Raw genomic sequence first — 17524 nt, 5'->3', positions numbered from 1 at the left:
CCCTCCTACTGTACTTCATCCGGCTGCCGCAGGAAAAACCCCGTGCCAAGCTTCCGCGTTTCCGGCTGCAATTGCAAAAGCTCAGCTGAAAAACGCGCCGCATCAAAAGTGCCGGACAGCACCGCTTCTTTTGCCCGGACATAAAGGGCGGCAATATCCGTAAAGGTTTCCCCTTCGGCCAAAATGCCGTCGAGTTTCCACGTATCCAGCCCCGCCCTGTGCAGATCCGGCAAATACCGAATGAGCGCAATGTCTTCTGCGGAAAAAATATGGGTGCCATTTTCATCCTCAAAAAGCGGATACTGATTTTCCCTGTCTTTTTTCTCGCTGATGCTGAGCCTGTCACGGACAGTTGTGCCGGCATTAAGATGCGCAAATTGGGTGTAATTCGAAAGCAAGCGGCGCTTCGAGTGGTGGATGCATGTCGGGCCGTATACTTGTACCTCGACGGGTTGCTTGATTTGCGCCTGTATCTCTTTTAATTCAATAAAAGTACATTCGCGCGCCGCCACGGCCCCTATTGCCCCGCGTTTGAGCCAGAACTTTATCTGGTTTGCCGATGTGACAAGCGTCTGTGCATCGTAAATATAAGGCAGATTCAGTTTCATTTCTTTTAAGAGCTGTATCACGCCCGGATCCCCGGCAGTAATCGCATCCACTCCCGCTTTTTCAAGTGATAACAAATATTCCGGAAGCGCCTCTATATGGCCGTTATGCATCAATCCGTTAACGGCTGTATACACTTTTCTATTCTGCCGGTGTGCAAACTTTGTAATGTCGCCTATGTCTTCAAGCGTGATATGGCCGGGCATGCGCAAGCCGAAACGGTTCCCCCCGATATAGAGGGTATCCACTCCGGCCGCAATCAGCGCTTCAGCCTGCCCGGACGATTCAGCAGTAGCAATGATATGGATCAACTTCCACCCCTCCTTCAGCCACTTTTCAGGCTGCAGTAAAAAAGGCGCAAAGATAAAGCGCGCCACGATTTTACTTTATCACGTGGACGGGTTCTTTTTGCTGATAAAGTATGACAGTTTCCGCAAACCTTTTTTCCATACAAAAAAAAGCTGTCTGCTTCTGCAAACAGCGTTTCTTTTCAATCTATATCAGCGGGGTTCAATGATGAGTTTAATAGCGGTTCTTTCTTCTCCTTCAATCTGAATATCCGTGAAAGCCGGGATGCAAATTAAATCCACACCGCTCGGGGCCACAAACCCTCTTGCGATGGCAACGGCTTTTACAGCCTGATTAATGGCGCCCGCCCCGATCGCCTGGATTTCCGCCCCCCCTCTTTCACGAAGAACACCGGCAAGTGCACCAGCTACAGAATTAGGATTAGATTTTGCTGAAACTTTTAATATTTCCATTCCTTCTCCTCCTTGTCTCCTTCCGTTAACCGAATGTCCGTTCAGAGTGACGATTCATGTTCGAACGTGAAGTATCTCTTGCCCGTTTCCAGCCCGGCCTTTTCCCGGCTTCGCTGGAAACGGGGCGGCTGTCCGAAACAATCCGGCAGCCGCCCCGCATATAGGCTACTGATTTTCCTGCTTGTCGTGCGGGCTTTCGTGAACGTCTCTTGCTCAAAAAAACTCCGGGGAGCTGCCCCCCGCACAGCGGGAAAAATCATTTCACTGCTACTATATTCCTTTGTTCTGCGAGTTATGCCATCCTTCATAAGCACCGGTACATAAAAAGAGGCGCTGTCCTGCCCGGCACCCATCCGGAAAAAGAAAAAACCCGTTTATTCAGAGATAAACGGGTGGTCTTCATTAATTAAAATGTTCTGGATCGTTGCGGCTTTGCCTGTTTTTTTATCAAGGCTGATGATGCATCCGCTTAATATTTTCCTTCCCGATTTCGGCACTTCAAAACGGACAGGAAGCGAAGTCAGGAATTTTTTCATTACCGCTTCTTTGTCCATGCCGAGAATGGCATCGTACGGCCCGGTCATGCCGGCATCGGTCAGATAGGCTGTACCGTTTGGCAAAATTCTTGCATCCGCGGTTTGCACATGCGTATGCGTCCCGATCACGGCAGACACTTTGCCGTCGAGAAACCAGCCCATCGCCTGCTTTTCGCTTGTCGTTTCGGCATGAAAATCAACAAAGATAAAATGAGTTCTTTTTCTTGCCAGTGCCACCATCTCTTCTGCTTTCCGGAACGGGTCATCGAGCGCGTTCATAAACGTTCTGCCCTGCAGGTTGATGACTGCAAACTCCGTTCCTTCCGCTTTGATCAACGCCATCCCTTTTCCCGGGGTCCCGTCCGGAAAATTGGCCGGGCGCACCATCCATTTTGCATCCTCAATAAAGTCGAAAATCTCTTTGTTGTCCCATGCATGGTTTCCGAGCGTGATGATATCCGCACCTGCATCCAGCAGGCCGCGGTAAATATTTTTGGTAATCCCACGCCCGCCGGCTGCATTTTCCCCGTTTACGATGGTCAAATGCGGCCTGTATTTCGCCTTTAACTTCGGCAAATATTCATTCACCATCTCACGCCCTAATGACCCTACAACATCCCCTATAAATAAAATCTTCATGCAATAAATCCTTTCTATGCTTTGTAAAACAATCTTTATTTTCTTTTCAAAACGTTAAAGAAAATAAGCGGTGAACACGTCACCGCTTATTTTGCATATTCAACAGCCCGCGTTTCCCGAATAACCGTTACTTTAATATGGCCCGGATAATCCAGCTCATTTTCAATTTTTTTGCGGATATCACGTGCCAGGCGATGAGCTTCCAGGTCGTCGATCTGTTCCGGTTTCACCATAATGCGTACTTCTCTCCCCGCCTGGATCGCGAACGATTTTTCAACACCGTCATACGATTCGGCGATTTCCTCCAGCTTTTCAAGCCGTCTGATGTAATGCTCAAGCGTTTCGCTGCGCGCCCCAGGCCGTGCAGCGGATAAAGCATCAGCGGCAGCGACAAGCACCGCGATAACAGAGGTCGGTTCCGTATCGCCATGGTGAGAAGCAATACTGTTAATGACCACCGGATGTTCTTTGTATTTGGTTGCGAGTTCGACGCCAATTTGCACATGGCTTCCTTCTACTTCATGGTCTACCGCTTTTCCGATATCATGAAGCAGACCGGCACGGCGGGCAAGGATTTCATCTTCCCCGAGTTCGGCAGCCAGCAATCCGGAAAGGAATGCGACTTCTATCGAGTGCTTGAGGACATTTTGCCCGTAGCTCGTGCGGAATTTTAACCGGCCAAGAATTTTGATTAAGTCCGGATGGAGGCCATGGACACCAACTTCAAAAGTGGTTTGTTCCCCCACTTCGCGTATATGTTCATCCACTTCCCGCCTTGCTTTTTCAACCATTTCTTCAATGCGGGCCGGATGGATGCGGCCGTCTTGAACCAGTTTTTCCAGTGCAATGCGTGCCGTTTCCCGGCGCACTGGATCGAATCCCGAAAGAATCACCGCTTCCGGCGTATCATCGATGATCAGGTCAATCCCGGTCAGCGTTTCAAGTGTCCGGATATTGCGGCCTTCCCTTCCGATGATGCGGCCTTTCATTTCATCATTCGGCAGGTTGACAACCGATACCGTTGTTTCAGCAACATGCTCGGCTGCACACCGCTGAATGGCCAGCGAAAGAATGCTTTTCGCCTTTTTATCGGCTTCTTCTTTTGCCCTTGTTTCCGCTTCCTTTACCTTAACGGCAATGTCATGGGAAAGCTCGTTTTCCAGTTTTTCAATAATGATGGCTTTCGCCTGTTCGCGATTGAGGCCCGAGATTCTTTCCAGCTCAGACTCCTGCTCGTTAACCATCTCCTCCAATTTGCTTTCCATCTCTTCAATATGTTGTTGTCTCAGGTTTAAAGAATCCTCTTTCTTTTCAAGCATCGATTCACGCTTATCGAGCGATTCATCTTTGCGATCGAGGTTCTCTTCCTTTTGCAATAAGCGGTTTTCCTGTCTTTGCAATTCATTTCTTCGTTCACGCAATTCCCGTTCCATATCCGTACGAAGTTTATGATTTTCATCCTTCGCTTCAAGCAGGGCTTCTTTTTTCAGGCGATCAGCTTCGCGTTTTGCTTCATCAACGATCTGATCTGCCGCATTTTTCGCCCCTGCAATTTTCGCTTCATAAATTGATCTCCGGATGAAATAGCCAACAACTACACCGACGATAAGGACAAGCAAAAGGGAGATGATCCATATGAGAGACTCCATCAATCTCACCTCCTCTTGCTATGAACTTCTTCTACGTTAAAAATGTCGGCTGTTACATTAATCCTTAGGTTTACAGTATACAGCGCCTGGCTTAAAAAGTAAAACGTTGATCCCGGGGCAAGCCCCTCCGGTGTATATGCATGAAAACCCAATCATGCGTTTCGTCCCGGTCCGGCTGAAGACAAGGATGGTTCCATCAGCCGCATGCGGAAAAGCCGCCGGATGAAAAAACCGGCCCCCCTTCCGGAAACTTCCGGGAGGATTTGCTTTCCGTACAGGAGAAAGTCATTTTTAGAAAAATAAAATATACATATTAATTTTAAAGGTGGGAATTTTTATTGTCAAGTGAAGCGGAAAGATTGCCATTGTAAATTTGTGTTGATTCCTCTCCGCCATGCAGATTTTGTGGCGCAAAAAAGTGCGGTAAATGGACGGCAAAAAGCGCCTGGATGCGGTCAGCATTTCAGGCGCTTATACACCGGTTACTCCAAATTTAATTCTTCCTGTCCTTCCACAGCTTCTTGTTCATCTATAGCTTTCTCGGTTTCATGGGAACCGGCATCTTCTGTCAGGTCGTAATGTTCCCGGATTTTTGCGGCAATCTCGTTTTTCAGATCCGCATTTTCCTTTAAAAATTGCTTCGCATTTTCACGCCCCTGGCCGAGCCGCTCGCCGTTATAAGCATACCAGGCCCCGCTTTTTTGGATGATGTCAAGGTCGCTTCCCATATCGACGATCTCGCCTTCTTTTGAGATCCCCTCGCCGTACATAATATCCACTTCTGCCGTTTTAAACGGAGGCGCTACTTTGTTTTTGACAACCTTGATTTTCGTTTTGTTGCCGACAATGTCGCTCCCTTGTTTGATCTGTTCGGCACGGCGCACTTCAAGGCGCACGGATGAGTAGAATTTGAGCGCACGGCCGCCCGGTGTGACTTCAGGATTACCGAACATTACGCCGACTTTTTCCCGGATTTGGTTAATGAAAATCGCAATCGTGTTCGATTTGTTGATTGCACCCGATAATTTCCGCAGCGCCTGGGACATCAGCCGTGCCTGGAGGCCGACGTGGGAATCGCCCATTTCCCCTTCAATTTCCGCTCTCGGCACAAGCGCAGCAACGGAGTCAACGACCACAATATCCACTGCGCCGCTGCGGACGAGCGCTTCCGCAATTTCCAGCGCCTGTTCGCCCGTATCCGGCTGGGACAGGAGCAGCTCATCAATATTGACACCGAGCTTTTGGGCATAAACCGGGTCAAGTGCATGTTCCGCATCAATAAACGCCGCTTGTCCACCCTGTGCCTGGACTTCCGCAATCGCATGCAGGGCAACCGTTGTTTTACCAGAACTTTCAGGGCCGTATATTTCAATGACGCGGCCGCGCGGGTAACCACCGACACCAAGGGCAATATCAAGCGCAAGCGAACCGGTCGGGATCGTGGAGACAACCCGGTCGGTCTGCTCGCCCAACCGCATAATGGAACCCTTACCAAATTGCTTTTCTATTTGTTTCAGAGCCTTGTCTAAGGCTTCTTGACGATCATTCACAAAATTTCCTCCTTTTATTCATTCCAAACTCTCGAAAGCAATGAATCTATATCTATACTATACCCGTTTTTTCTCTGTTTGCCAAGCAAAATCTCGAACGCTCATTCGTCTCTTTTTTGCAAAAATCCGGCAAAAAAATGGGGTTTTCCCCCTGTAAAAATGAAAATTCCCCCGGCAAAAAGAGCCGAAAATTGAATTTTTGGCAAACAAATTTTTTTATAAAAAGGCCGCTTCCGTCACTTGCCATGAGCAGAAGCGGCTTTCGACCTAAAGCAGTTTCAGCAAATGCCAGCAGCCGTATTTCACCGATCGCGTGCGGATGTTGTTGCGGGATCCGGGAAGTTCCAACAGATAAGTGGCAGTTTCTTTCCCTTTTATCGCAATGCCGATCCACACGGTTCCCGGCGGATGGCCTTCAAGGGAGTCCGGGCCAGCCACGCCTGTAAAACTGATGCCAATGTCGGCATCCATAATGCTGCGGATATTTTCCGCCAGTTCTTTTGCACACTGGCTGCTGACGGCGCCGTACTTGTCAAGCGTTTCTTTTTTCACTTTGGCAAGCTTCATCTTCGCTTCGTTTGAATAGACGACAACGCCGCCTTTCAACATTGTGCTGACACCCTGGATGGACGCCATTTCCGCTGCAAATTTGCCGGCAGTCAGACTTTCCGCGCAGGCAAGCGTCAGCTGTTTTTTCGAAAGCTTTTCGAGCAGGGCCTCCATTAATGTCATATCATTATAACCGTAAAAATACGATCCGGCAATTTGCATAATCTCTTTTTCCACTTGATCGATCATTTCGTTCGCCGTTTCCGCCGACTGGTGTTTCGCCGTAATCCTAAGTGTCACTTCCCCTTCTTTCGCAAGCGGAGCGACAGTCGGATTGGTTTGGCTATCCAATATATGGCGGATTTCTGTTTCCAGCTGGGATTCGCCGATCCCGAAGAAGCGGAGAACGCGCGATTCGATTTTTTCGATCGTTTCCAGTTCTTCCTGGATTGCGGGGCTGGCGTAATGGATAAACATCGGTTCCAGTTCATGCGGCGGGCCGGGCAGCAGCATATAATAATGGTTTCCGCTTTTGGCCAGCATGCCCGGCGCCATACCGTGGTCATTCGGAAACACTTTTGAACCTTCGATGACCAGTGCCTGCTTTTTGTTGTTTTCCGTCATTTTTCGTTTTGTACGGATAAAAAACTGTTCGATGGAGCGCATGGCATCTTCGTTTGTCACCAGTTTTTTTCCGATATGCGATGCAATCGTTTCTTTTGTTAAATCATCCTTTGTCGGACCGAGCCCACCAGTAAAAATCAATAGATCGGCGCGGCCCTCCGCTGTCCGGATTGCCGCTTCGAGCCGCTCTGCGTTATCGCCGACAACGGTCTGGTAGTACACATCTACGCCGATTTCCGCCAATTGTGCGGCAATAAATGTGGCATTTGTATTGGTGATCTGGCCAAGCAAAAGTTCCGAACCGACTGCAATAATTTCGGCATTCACTTTCCATTCCTCCCTTTCTTTTAAAGCAAAAAAACGAACACATGACGGCGCAATCCAGGCCGCCAATCCACCCGAAGCAATGGCTTCCTTTTTCTCCGGAAACCCTGTAGCCCCGCTGGCGGGCAAAAAAGCAGTGAAAGGTTGCCTTTCACTGCATGGTTATTTCGAGCGGGCAAATACGCCCCGGTTTAAATAGAAATAATCAGCGCCTGACCAGATGGTAAAGATGAGCGCTACCCACAAAGCGATCAGATCCAAGCGGAAAGAGAGCGCCGAAAACGGGAAGTTATGCAACAGCAATAAAAGGATGGCAATGATTTGCGTCCATGTTTTGATTTTCCCAAGCATATTGGCTGCTGCTACTTCCCCGCCCTCTGCTAAAATCAGTCGCAAGCCTGTCACGGCAAACTCGCGGGCAATGATTACGACAACAATCCATGCCGGCGCCAGCTTGAGCCCGACGAGCAAAATAAATGCCGTTGAAACAAGCAGTTTGTCCGCAAGCGGATCGAGAAATTTCCCGAAGTTGGTAACGAGATTGTATTTGCGGGCATAGTGGCCGTCGATCCAGTCTGTCATAGAGGCAATGGCAAAAATCACCGCACCGACAAAATGGGTGACCGGAATTTTGGCTCCCAGCCAATCAAAGGTGCCCCAATCGAACGGCACCGCCATGATGAGTAAAAAAACAGGGATTAAACATACACGTGATACAGTAATTTTATTCGGCAAATTCACTGGCTTTTCCTCCAACTGTCTATATATTTTCCAAAGAAAAAGCCTTAAAACAAGGCTTATTTCGTTTGTGACCCGTTAAACTGGACGATCATATCCTGGCGTACTTCTTTGGATGCCGGAATATTGTATTTTAGTTTTTTGCCATTGATATACACTTCCGTATTGACGGTGTTTCCGACCGTGATCGTGACTTGTTTTTGTTTTGACAGATCCGCTGTCCGGCTGTCCCCGTCATTCAGCAATTGTTGAAAGTTCGTTGAACCGTCGCTGTTTTTCACCTGTACCCATGACCGTCCGCCGTTTGCTTTCAGTTCAAGTTTGAACTGGTTGGTGCCGGCCAGTTTATAGGTGGTCGTGTACCCGCTTGAAGATACGGTTTCCAGTTTTTGGGCTGTTTTCTTCGTTTTCGAGGCCGGTTTTTTTGACGTTTTCGCCGCCTTTTTTTCGGAAGAGCTGCCGGTGTTTTTGCCGGATGACACCTTTTCAGCCGATTTGACGTTTTCTTTTTGTACGCTCACATCGCCGGAAGCCCCGCTGTTTAACTTTTCCTTTGTGTTGTGACCGGCAAACTTATATACGACAAACCAAAGCAAAAATAAAATCGCGATGATGGCGGCGACCACAAGGATCCTTGGCAGCACGTTCATCATCTTGACGGTATCCGGTGCGGCCCTTTTGGAGGACGTCTGCACCCGCGAAAGTTGCTCGGGAAATTCTTCCTGTTCCGTACGGGGGATGTCGCTCTGGTACTCTTCAAATAAAGTTTCCGGATCAAGCCCGACTGCCTCGGCATACTGCTTAATAAATGCCCGGACGTAAAATTTTCCAGGCATTGAATCATAATTTCCTTCTTCAATGTTTTTCAAATATCTTTTTTGGATCTTGGTCATCTCCTGCAAATCATCCAGGCTGATGCCCTTTTCTTTCCTTGCTTCTTTTAAACGATTCCCTAATTCCGTCATGGTAACACCTGCCAATCTAGTAATCAAATCCTCCAAATTCGCCTTGAAACATCCGGTTTTGCTGGAGTAAGTCATATGTAATTTCCTGTGACGGGTCTTCTCTCAACTCAATAATGTAATCAAAATCATCAAGCGTGTATTCCGAACGCTGCACGAAAATATCCGGGTGTTCCACCACTTTAACAGCCGGAAGCCGCATGATTTCACGGATCAGCTGCCAGTGCCGTTCGTTTCCCCTCTCAGCGGATACGACGCCATCCAGGATAAAAATATTGTTTGCATTGTATTCATCCTCAATCAGACTACTTCTCACCGTCTGTTTGATCATCGTGGAGGAGAGAAAAATCCACTTTTTATTGGCGCACACGCTTGCAGCCACAATCGATTCTGTTTTTCCGACGCGCGGCATCCCGCGAATGCCAATCAGCTTATGGCCTTCCTGTTTAAAATGCTCGGCCATAAAATCGACCAGAATCCCGAGATCATCGCGCACAAAGCGGAATGTTTTCCGGTCGTCATGATCGCGCTGGATATACCTTCCGTGCCGGACTGCAAGCCTGTCCCTGAGCTTGGATTCCCTGATTTTCGTTACTTTTATCGTTTCCACTGTTCGCAATATCGATTCGAGCCGGCCGATCTGTTCTTCATTTTTGACAAACAGCAGCAAGCCTCGTTTTTTATGGTCAACGCCGTTAATGCTTCTGATATTGATCGCTAACATGCCCAAGAGAGAGGAAATATCACCCAACAGCCCCGGCCGGTTGATCGTGATTTCATATTCCAAGTACCACTCTTTCCTGTCATCCACCCATAACCCCTCCCGAAATCCGGATCCAAACGAACATATCTAGGTTATATGATATATGATTTTACATCAATAAGGAAGCGAAAGCTCTAAAAATCGTGAATTTTGTCGTGACATGAAAAAACCGGCGGCATCAGCCAAACAACCGGCTTTTCTTGTAAAAAAGCAGCCAATTGTTATCATGATGCGCCGGTATTTCTTTATGACTGGGTACCGTTATTTTGAACGAGTTTTACCATTACATTGGCAATGGCTTGCTGTTCTTCCTGCGATGCCACTGACCATAAGTCAGCAAGAACGCGTTCCTGTTCATTTTTCGGATCTACTTGTGCGGCCAAATAATCGCCGACCTGCTCAGCAAGTTTGTTAATCGTTTCCTGGGGCATCCCCTGTTGCTTTGCCTGGTTGAGGCGGTCCCCCAAAAAGTTTTTCCATTGGTCCCAGTTTTCGAATACGTTCATGTCACAGCCTCCTTTCAAGTTGTTCAACCTTAGTTTGTGACCCGGCGTGGAAGGCTATGCATGGAAAATGGAACCCGTGCTTCTTTCAAGGCACCAGCCGGGCAAAACGGTGTGCTGTTGCCCTTTTTTGGTTAATCCGCGAAAAAACAAAGAGGATTCCTTTGCAACTTTCTCCAGGCGGGACTACATATACCAGCCCCCATTGACGCCAATCGTCTGGCCGGTGATGTAATTGCTTTTTTCCGAGAGCAGGAAAGAAACCGCGCCGGCAATTTCTTCCGGTTTGGCAAGCCGGCCGAGCGGGATGTCCGCTTCGAGATCCGAAATTTCTTCCGGCGCAAACCTTGAAAGCATATTGGTGCCAACCGCCCCGGGCGCGACCGCATTCACCCGTACGCCGCTTCTTGCCGTTTCTTTGGCGAGCGCTTTTACAAATGCGATCTGTGCGCCTTTCATCGCCGAATATACGGCTTCGCACGCCGCGCCTGCCTGTCCCCAGATTGAACTGACAAGCACAATGTGTGAAACCGCATTTTGCCGCAATTTGGGCAACAGCTGCCTGATGATCAGAAGCGGCGCCTTCACATGAATCCGGTAAAGCTTGTCAATGGCTGCCTCATCGATATCCGAAAGCAGCCCGTAGTGGGAAATGCCGGCCGCATGGATGATCGCATCGAGATGAAAAACATTTTCTGCAATCGTTTTTACGGTGCCGTCCGTTGCAAGATCGGCGCGGATCGGGATCGCTTCCGCCCCGAAATGCCGGCAAATGGAAAGCAGTTCTTTGATGGCCGCTTCATTTTGATGGTAATGCAAATACAAATTCCATCCTTCTTTTGCCAGCATTTCAGCTGTTGCCTTCCCGATGCCGCCACTCGCACCCGTAATCAACGCAAACTTTTTCAATTTTCTCCCCCACTTAAAAACCCGGGAGAGTCCCGGGTTATTTCGGTAAAACTTGGCAAACGGTAAACCGTTCTTCTTCAAAAAAAGCTTCCGCCGTTTCCAGCACATCACTGAACCGGATTTGTTCAAGCGCAGGGACGACGTCAAATAAATTCATATCATTAAACGCATATCTTGTAAACTGGTTGGCGATAAATTCAGGTGAATTCAGCTGGCGCAGGAATCCCCCAATTTTTTTCTTTTTCGTCCGTTCAAGCGCTTCTTCCGCCAAACCTTTTCCTTCTTTTGCCGCAATCATCACCTCTTTCAGCCGTTTTGCCAAAAGGTCCGGATCTTTCGTATCCCCTCCGGCCATCGCAAATCCAAATCCCTGCTCCTGGGAATAGTCAAAAGAAAAACTGGTGTCGATCAGGCCGTCATTGTACAACGCATTGTACGCATCTGAACTGCGCCCGAACAGCATGTCAAGGAGAACATTGACCACAAGTTCGTTCTTTTGCATTTCAGCGCCGCGCTGGCTCGTATGAAGTGCCTTAACGCCAACAAGGCATTTTGGAATCTGCACATTCATATGCAATTTCTGCTCTTTTTCGGCCGCCTGTGCCGGTTCTTCCGGAAAACGTCTTTTAATCTCCGGTGCTTTTTCGTACTTTTTCTTCGCCTGGTTTTCTCTCATAAAAGAAAGAACCTCATCCGGCGATACATTTCCGACGACAAACAGCAACATATTGCTTGGATGATAAAATGTATGGTAACACTCGTACAATTGCTCCGCGGTGATTTTTGCGATCGAGTCAACCGTGCCGGCAATGTCAATTTTTACTGGGTGATTTGCATATAAATTTTCAATCAGGCCGTAATACAGCCGCCAGTCCGGGGTGTCATTGTACATCATGATTTCCTGGCCGATAATCCCCTTTTCTTTTTCAACCGTCTGTGCGGTAAAATATGGCGTTTGCACCATATCGACCAGCGTTTCCAGGTTTTTCATCACCTGATCGGTGCTTGAAAACAGGTAGGCCGTCCGGTTAAAACTTGTAAAAGCATTGGCGGATGCGCCCTGCCGGCTAAATTGCTGAAACACATCCCCGTCTTCTTTTTCAAACATTTTATGTTCGAGAAAATGGGCAATGCCGTCCGGGACCCGCACAAAATCGCTTTTTCCAAGCGGGACAAACGTATTGTCAACAGAACCGTATTTTGTCGTAAACGTGACAAATGTTTTGTTAAACCCGCGCTTCGGGAGCACATAGACTTTTAATCCGTTATCAAGTGTTTCACCGTAAAGCGTTTCGCCAAGCTGGCTAAATTGTTGGGTTTCCATTTATTTCCCCTCCATTCCGGACAAGAAGTAGATCGTATCGGGTTCAATTTTTGCCGCCACTTTCACAATCTCCCCTTTTCCGACTGCCTTGATTTCCCTTATCCAGTCTTCCACGCCGGTCTTGGTGCCGGCAATGACGTTATGGTACAAAATTTCAACGAGGCCGCGGGATGTATCCGTTGACTCAAGCAGCTGGTTGCGGATAACGGCTTTCGTTTGCCCGATTTCCTGCTCACTGAAATCACCGTTTTTCATTGCTTCCAGCTGTTTTTCAATAATGGAGACGGCCTTGTCAAAATTCGCGGATTCGATGCCGCTCATCACCATCATGAGCCCTTTATGGCTCTCGATCTGGCTCGCGACATAATAGCAAAGGCTTTCTTTCTCCCGTACATTCAGGAAAAGCTTGGAGTGGGAAAAACCGCCGAAAATGCCGTTAAACATCTGGAGCGGAAAATAATCGCTGTCTCCGAACGTAATATTGGTGCGGTAGCCGATATTCAGCTTGCCCTGGCGGATATCCTGCGATTCTTTGATTTTTTTGACGCTGGAGACCTTTTGAAGCGTTCTTGCGGCAGCGCGTGTCGGCTCGCGGTCCGGAAAACGCAGGCATTCGCAAATGGCCGCAAGCCGGTCTTCATCGACATCACCTGTCACAAATAAGTCCAGTTCATCTTCCCGGATGGCTTTTTGATAATATTGATAAAGATCGGCAGGCGTGATGGCGTCCACATCATCAAGAACACCGTTTGCCTGCAGTGCGTACGGCTCTCCTTTGCACATTTCTTCAATCAGCCGCATGCTTGCATACCGCATTTTATCATCGTATACAGACTGGATCCGCTGTTTCAGCACCCGTTTTTCCTTTTCCACCGTTTGGCTGTCAAACTGCCCGCCGTCTGCATGCGGGTTCAGCAAAACTTCCGCCAAAAATTCAACCCCCCGTTGGAGCAGCGGTTCTGCATCCTGCAAAAACTTTTCGTTCGCAATTTCAATCGTAAAGGTTAGAATATGGTATTCCCCTTTTTTGGCCGTATCGACATAAAAATGAGCGCCGTACAAATCATCGAGATACGCCCTTAATTTTGCGGTCGTATTCAAACGCTTCGTGCTGCTTTGAAGCACATTCGGGAGCAGGGCCCGCAGCGTAACCGTGTCTTTTTCAAGCGGTGCTTTCATTTTCCATACAAGCGTATTCGTTTTGTATTTGTCCGTTTTGATGGTATGTAGTGTGTACCCTTTCATTTTGCGAACCGTCTCTTTTGAAATGGCCATATGGATCCTCCTTTTTCAACGAGCTTCGTGCCAATAGTAAAAGTATGCCTGACTAGGGGGTTGTTTAACCTGTAAATGCATTAATTTTACTATACAAGGGAGACAGGTGTCCCGGCAAGTTTTACGGCACATAAAGAAACCGGCACCAGGCGGGAAAAGCAGCCTGATGCCGGATGGAATAACCTAGCGTTCACCCTTGATATAAGGGACGCCGTCTGCTTTCGGGGCTTCCGCACGCCCGATGAATCCGGCGAGTGCCAGAATGGTCAGGACATACGGCGCAATGAGCAAATAAACGCTCGGGATTTCTTTCAAATACGGAATGCTGTTGCCAACGATGCTGAGGCTCTGTGCAAATCCGAAAAATAAAGCGGCCCCCATCGCGCCGAGCGGATTCCATTTGCCGAAAATCATCGCAGCCAGCGCCATATACCCTTGCCCTGAAATCGTCGAAGAACTGAAATTCAGGGTGATCGACTGTGCGTACACGGCCCCGCCGATTCCGCCGAATACACCGGATAAAAAGACGGCAAAGTAGCGCATTTTTACAACATTGATGCCCATCGTATCGGCCGCCATCGGATGTTCCCCGACCGAACGGAGGCGTAGGCCGAACGGCGTTTTGTAAAGGATAAACCAGACGAGAATCGCAATCAGGATGGCAATGTAAGAAGGGTATGTAATCCCCTGGAAAAACAGTTTGCCGATCCCGGGAATATGGCTGAGGCCGGGAACATCCACCTGCTGGAAATATTCGCTGATCGTATTGGTCTGGCCTTTCCCGTAAATGTTTTTGATGAGAAACATCGCGACGCCGAGCGCAAGGAAGTTAATCGCAACGCCGCTGACTGTCTGGTCGGCGCGGAAAGAAATGGATGCAGCCGCATGGATCAAGGCAAATAATCCGCCGACAAGCATCGCCACCAGCACCGCGATCCACGGCGTCCAGGCGCCCAGGGCATGAGAAAACGTTAAATTAAAGACAATCGATATAAAAGCCCCCATGATCATTAACCCTTCAAGGCCGATGTTCACCACGCCGGAACGTTCGGAGAAAACGCCCCCCAAAGCAGTAAAAATAAGCGGTGCTGCAGATAGTAAAGACGCCGAAATAATGATTTCCAAAGCGGTCATAAAATGCATTTTATTTCGCCTCCCTTTTCAAACGGGCCAGGGACCATTTGATGATATAGCCGGATGCGACAAAAAGAATAATCAAAGCAATGACAATGTTGACCAGCTCATTTGGCACGTTGGCATCGACCGGCATGTTCAGCGAGCCGACTTTTAAAGCGCCGAATAAAACAGCTGCGATCAAAACGCCGGGCGCTGTATTCCCGCCGAGCAGCGCCACTGCAATACCGTCAAACCCGATGCCGGAGAAGTTAGATTGCAAAAAGGCAAAGCCGTAATTCCCGAGCCCTTCCATTGCGCCGCCGAGCCCGGCAAAAGCGCCGGAGATGACCATAGAAAGGATAATGCTGCGATTCACACTCATGCCAGCGTATTCGGATGCGCTCTGGTTAAACCCGACCGATTTCAGTTCAAAGCCGAGCGTGGTCTTTTCAATGATAAACCACATCACCACAACAGCAACCAAAGCAAGGTAAATGCCATTGTGCAAAGTGGAAAAGTCAGTAATCTTCTGAAAAAACGGAGACGAAAGCGATGCCGAATGATGAATATGCGGTGTCGTATCCTGCTGTTTTGAAAGCACATTCCGGATTAAATAGTTGGATGTGTGCAGCGCAATATAATTCATCATAATGGTCACAATCACTTCGTGCACCCTGAGCCGCGCTTTCAAAAGGCCGGGAATGAATCCCCAAAATGCCCCGGCGCAGCAGGCGGCAAGTATCGCGAGCGGCAAGTGGATCACTTTTGGCAGATCAAAAGCAACGCCGACCCAGACAGCCGCAATCCACCCGACGATCAGCTGGCCTTCAGCCCCGATATTAAACAGCCCGGTCCGGAACGCAAAGGCAATGGCAAGCCCCGCAAAAATATAAGGCGTTGCAAGCCGCAGCGTTTCGCCGACGTAAAAAGCCTGGCCGAAAGCGCCGTTCCAGAGTGCAATATATCCATCCACCGGGTTATAGCCGCTGACAAGCATAATCAATGCGCCTGCCAAAAGTCCGAGAATGACAGACACGACAGGGATCAGAAGGTTCAATGTTCGGTTAGACATTGGTTTGTTCACCTTCCCTTTCTTTTTTGGAACCGGCCATCAAGAGCCCGAGCTCCTGTTCTGTCGTCTGCTTCGGATCGACAATATCAATGATGGCTCCTTCGTAGATGACGGCAATCCGGTCACTTAAGTTCATAATTTCATCCAGTTCAAACGATACAAGCAGGACAGCCTTTCCGTGGTCTCGCTGTTCAATCAGCCGCCTGTGGATAAACTCAATTGCCCCGACATCAAGCCCGCGGGTCGGCTGTGCCGCAATCAAAAGGTCCGGATCGCGGTCCACTTCACGCCCGATGATCGCTTTCTGCTGGTTTCCCCCTGAGAGCGCCCGCGCTTTTGTAAATTCGCTTGGGGTACGGACATCGAATTCTGCAATAATCGATTTTGCCTTTTTATAAATTTCTTTGTAATTTAAGATACCGTTACGGGACATTGGGTTTTTGTAATACGTTTGCAGCACCATGTTTTCCCCGATCGTATAATCGAGTACAAGCCCGTATTTATGCCTGTCCTCGGGAATATGGGAGACGCCCGCTTCCGTTACTTTGCGCGGCCTTAAGTTCGTAATGTTTTTACCGTTCAGGCGGACCGTGCCGCTGTCTGCTTTTCTGAGCCCTGTAATCGCTTCAATCAGCTCTGATTGCCCGTTACCGTCCACACCGGCAATACCGACAATTTCGCCGGCCCTGACCGTTAAATCCAGCCCTCTGACCGCTTCCACCCCGCGTGAATCTTTCACATGCAATTGCTCGATTTCAAGCACATTTTGTCCCGGGCGGCCCTCCGTTTTTTCCGTCTTGAAAAGGACATCCCGCCCGACCATTAAATGGGCGAGCTCCTGCGGGTTTGTATCTTGGACATTGAGCGTCCCGATGCCCTTCCCTTTGCGGATGACGGTAACCCTGTCGCATACTTCCATAATTTCTTTCAATTTGTGGGTAATTAAAATGATGGATTTTCCTTCCTGGATCAGCGTCTTCATGATGCCGATCAGTTCATGGATCTCCTGTGGCGTAAGCACAGCCGTTGGTTCGTCAAAAATAAGGATTTCTGCGCCCCGGTACAGCGTTTTTAAAATTTCCACCCGCTGCTGCATACCGACGGAAATATCTGAAATTTTCGCTTGCGGATCCACATCCAGCCCGTAACGGTCGGAAATTTCCCGGACTTGCTGTTCCGCTTTTTTGATATCGATGGTAAAGGATTTTTTCGGTTCCTTGCCGAGGATAATATTTTCAGTCACCGTAAACTTATCAATGAGCATAAAATGCTGATGAACCATGCCGATGCCGAGATCATTTGCGACATTCGGATCTGTAATGTTCACTTTCTGGCCGTTTACACGGATTTCTCCCTTTTCCGGCTGATACAGCCCGAAAAGCACATTCATTAACGTCGACTTTCCGGCGCCGTTTTCTCCAAGCAGCGCGTGGATTTCTCCTTTTTTTACCTGCAGGGTGATGTCATCGTTCGCAACAATTCCCGGAAATTCTTTGCGAATATGGAGCATTTCAATTACGTAATCCACCCTTTATCACTCCTTAACATTGGGGTATAAAGAAAGCAATCGTCATGGCGTCTTTAGACAGCAGCTTCGGGGAATCCGCCCTGCCTTTGTGGCTGA

16 protein-coding genes are annotated in these 17524 nt (G+C 48.6%); all 16 read right to left on the bottom strand.

Annotated elements, in window-relative coordinates:
* Positions 1-5 precede the first annotated feature (5 nt).
* A complete protein-coding gene (locus NFR98_RS00705; protein WP_014098498.1) occupies positions 6-917 on the bottom strand; it encodes a peptidase U32 family protein in 912 nt (303 codons plus the stop codon).
* A 189-nt stretch (positions 918-1106) separates the two neighbouring features.
* Complete coding sequence (spoVS, locus tag NFR98_RS00700) at positions 1107-1367, bottom strand: stage V sporulation protein SpoVS (RefSeq protein ID WP_014098499.1); 261 nt, start codon at positions 1365-1367, stop codon at positions 1107-1109.
* 374 nt (positions 1368-1741) lie between these two features.
* Positions 1742-2542 carry a TIGR00282 family metallophosphoesterase gene (locus NFR98_RS00695; RefSeq protein ID WP_014098500.1) on the bottom strand — a complete coding sequence of 267 codons (801 nt, stop codon included), beginning with the start codon at positions 2540-2542 and terminating at the stop codon, positions 1742-1744.
* An 86-nt stretch (positions 2543-2628) separates the two neighbouring features.
* Positions 2629-4191 carry a ribonuclease Y gene (gene rny, locus NFR98_RS00690; protein ID WP_014098501.1) on the bottom strand — a complete coding sequence of 521 codons (1563 nt, stop codon included), beginning with the start codon at positions 4189-4191 and terminating at the stop codon, positions 2629-2631.
* 482 nt (positions 4192-4673) lie between these two features.
* Positions 4674-5741, bottom strand: a complete 1068-nt coding sequence (gene recA / locus NFR98_RS00685) for a recombinase RecA (protein WP_014098502.1) — start codon at positions 5739-5741, stop codon at positions 4674-4676.
* 267 nt (positions 5742-6008) lie between these two features.
* On the bottom strand, positions 6009-7241 hold the full coding sequence (locus NFR98_RS00680; RefSeq protein ID WP_251459520.1) for a competence/damage-inducible protein A: 1233 nt from the start codon (positions 7239-7241) through the stop codon (positions 6009-6011).
* A 159-nt stretch (positions 7242-7400) separates the two neighbouring features.
* A complete protein-coding gene (gene pgsA, locus NFR98_RS00675) occupies positions 7401-7979 on the bottom strand; it encodes a CDP-diacylglycerol--glycerol-3-phosphate 3-phosphatidyltransferase (RefSeq protein WP_046720784.1) in 579 nt (192 codons plus the stop codon).
* 56 nt (positions 7980-8035) lie between these two features.
* A complete protein-coding gene (locus NFR98_RS00670; RefSeq protein WP_017551555.1) occupies positions 8036-8941 on the bottom strand; it encodes a helix-turn-helix domain-containing protein in 906 nt (301 codons plus the stop codon).
* A gap of 16 nt (positions 8942-8957) precedes the next feature.
* Complete coding sequence (locus NFR98_RS00665; protein WP_014098506.1) at positions 8958-9749, bottom strand: DUF3388 domain-containing protein; 792 nt, start codon at positions 9747-9749, stop codon at positions 8958-8960.
* Between the two features lie 197 nt (positions 9750-9946).
* Positions 9947-10207, bottom strand: a complete 261-nt coding sequence (locus NFR98_RS00660) for a DUF3243 domain-containing protein (protein WP_013859159.1) — start codon at positions 10205-10207, stop codon at positions 9947-9949.
* 183 nt (positions 10208-10390) lie between these two features.
* Entirely contained in the window at positions 10391-11113 is a 723-nt protein-coding gene (gene ymfI, locus NFR98_RS00655; protein ID WP_017551554.1) for an elongation factor P 5-aminopentanone reductase, read from the bottom strand.
* A 37-nt stretch (positions 11114-11150) separates the two neighbouring features.
* Complete coding sequence (gene yfmH, locus NFR98_RS00650) at positions 11151-12437, bottom strand: EF-P 5-aminopentanol modification-associated protein YfmH (RefSeq protein WP_251459518.1); 1287 nt, start codon at positions 12435-12437, stop codon at positions 11151-11153.
* Complete coding sequence (gene yfmF, locus NFR98_RS00645) at positions 12438-13712, bottom strand: EF-P 5-aminopentanol modification-associated protein YfmF (protein WP_014098509.1); 1275 nt, start codon at positions 13710-13712, stop codon at positions 12438-12440.
* 183 nt (positions 13713-13895) lie between these two features.
* Positions 13896-14855: an ABC transporter permease gene (locus tag NFR98_RS00640; RefSeq protein WP_035185109.1), complete on the bottom strand. Its 960-nt coding sequence runs from the start codon at positions 14853-14855 to the stop codon at positions 13896-13898.
* A gap of 1 nt (position 14856) precedes the next feature.
* On the bottom strand, positions 14857-15900 hold the full coding sequence (locus tag NFR98_RS00635) for an ABC transporter permease (RefSeq protein ID WP_061087331.1): 1044 nt from the start codon (positions 15898-15900) through the stop codon (positions 14857-14859).
* Entirely contained in the window at positions 15893-17428 is a 1536-nt protein-coding gene (locus NFR98_RS00630) for an ABC transporter ATP-binding protein (protein WP_014098512.1), read from the bottom strand. Before NFR98_RS00630 ends, NFR98_RS00635 begins: the two co-directional genes overlap by 8 nt.
* Positions 17429-17524: the final 96 nt, after the last annotated feature.

The organism is Weizmannia agrestimuris (genome assembly GCF_943193165.1).
Taxonomy (GTDB): Bacteria; Bacillota; Bacilli; order Bacillales; family Bacillaceae_C; genus Weizmannia; species Weizmannia faecalis.
The sequence above is the reverse complement of the archived record's forward strand: the minus strand, read 5'-3'. Positions and strand labels throughout refer to the sequence as shown.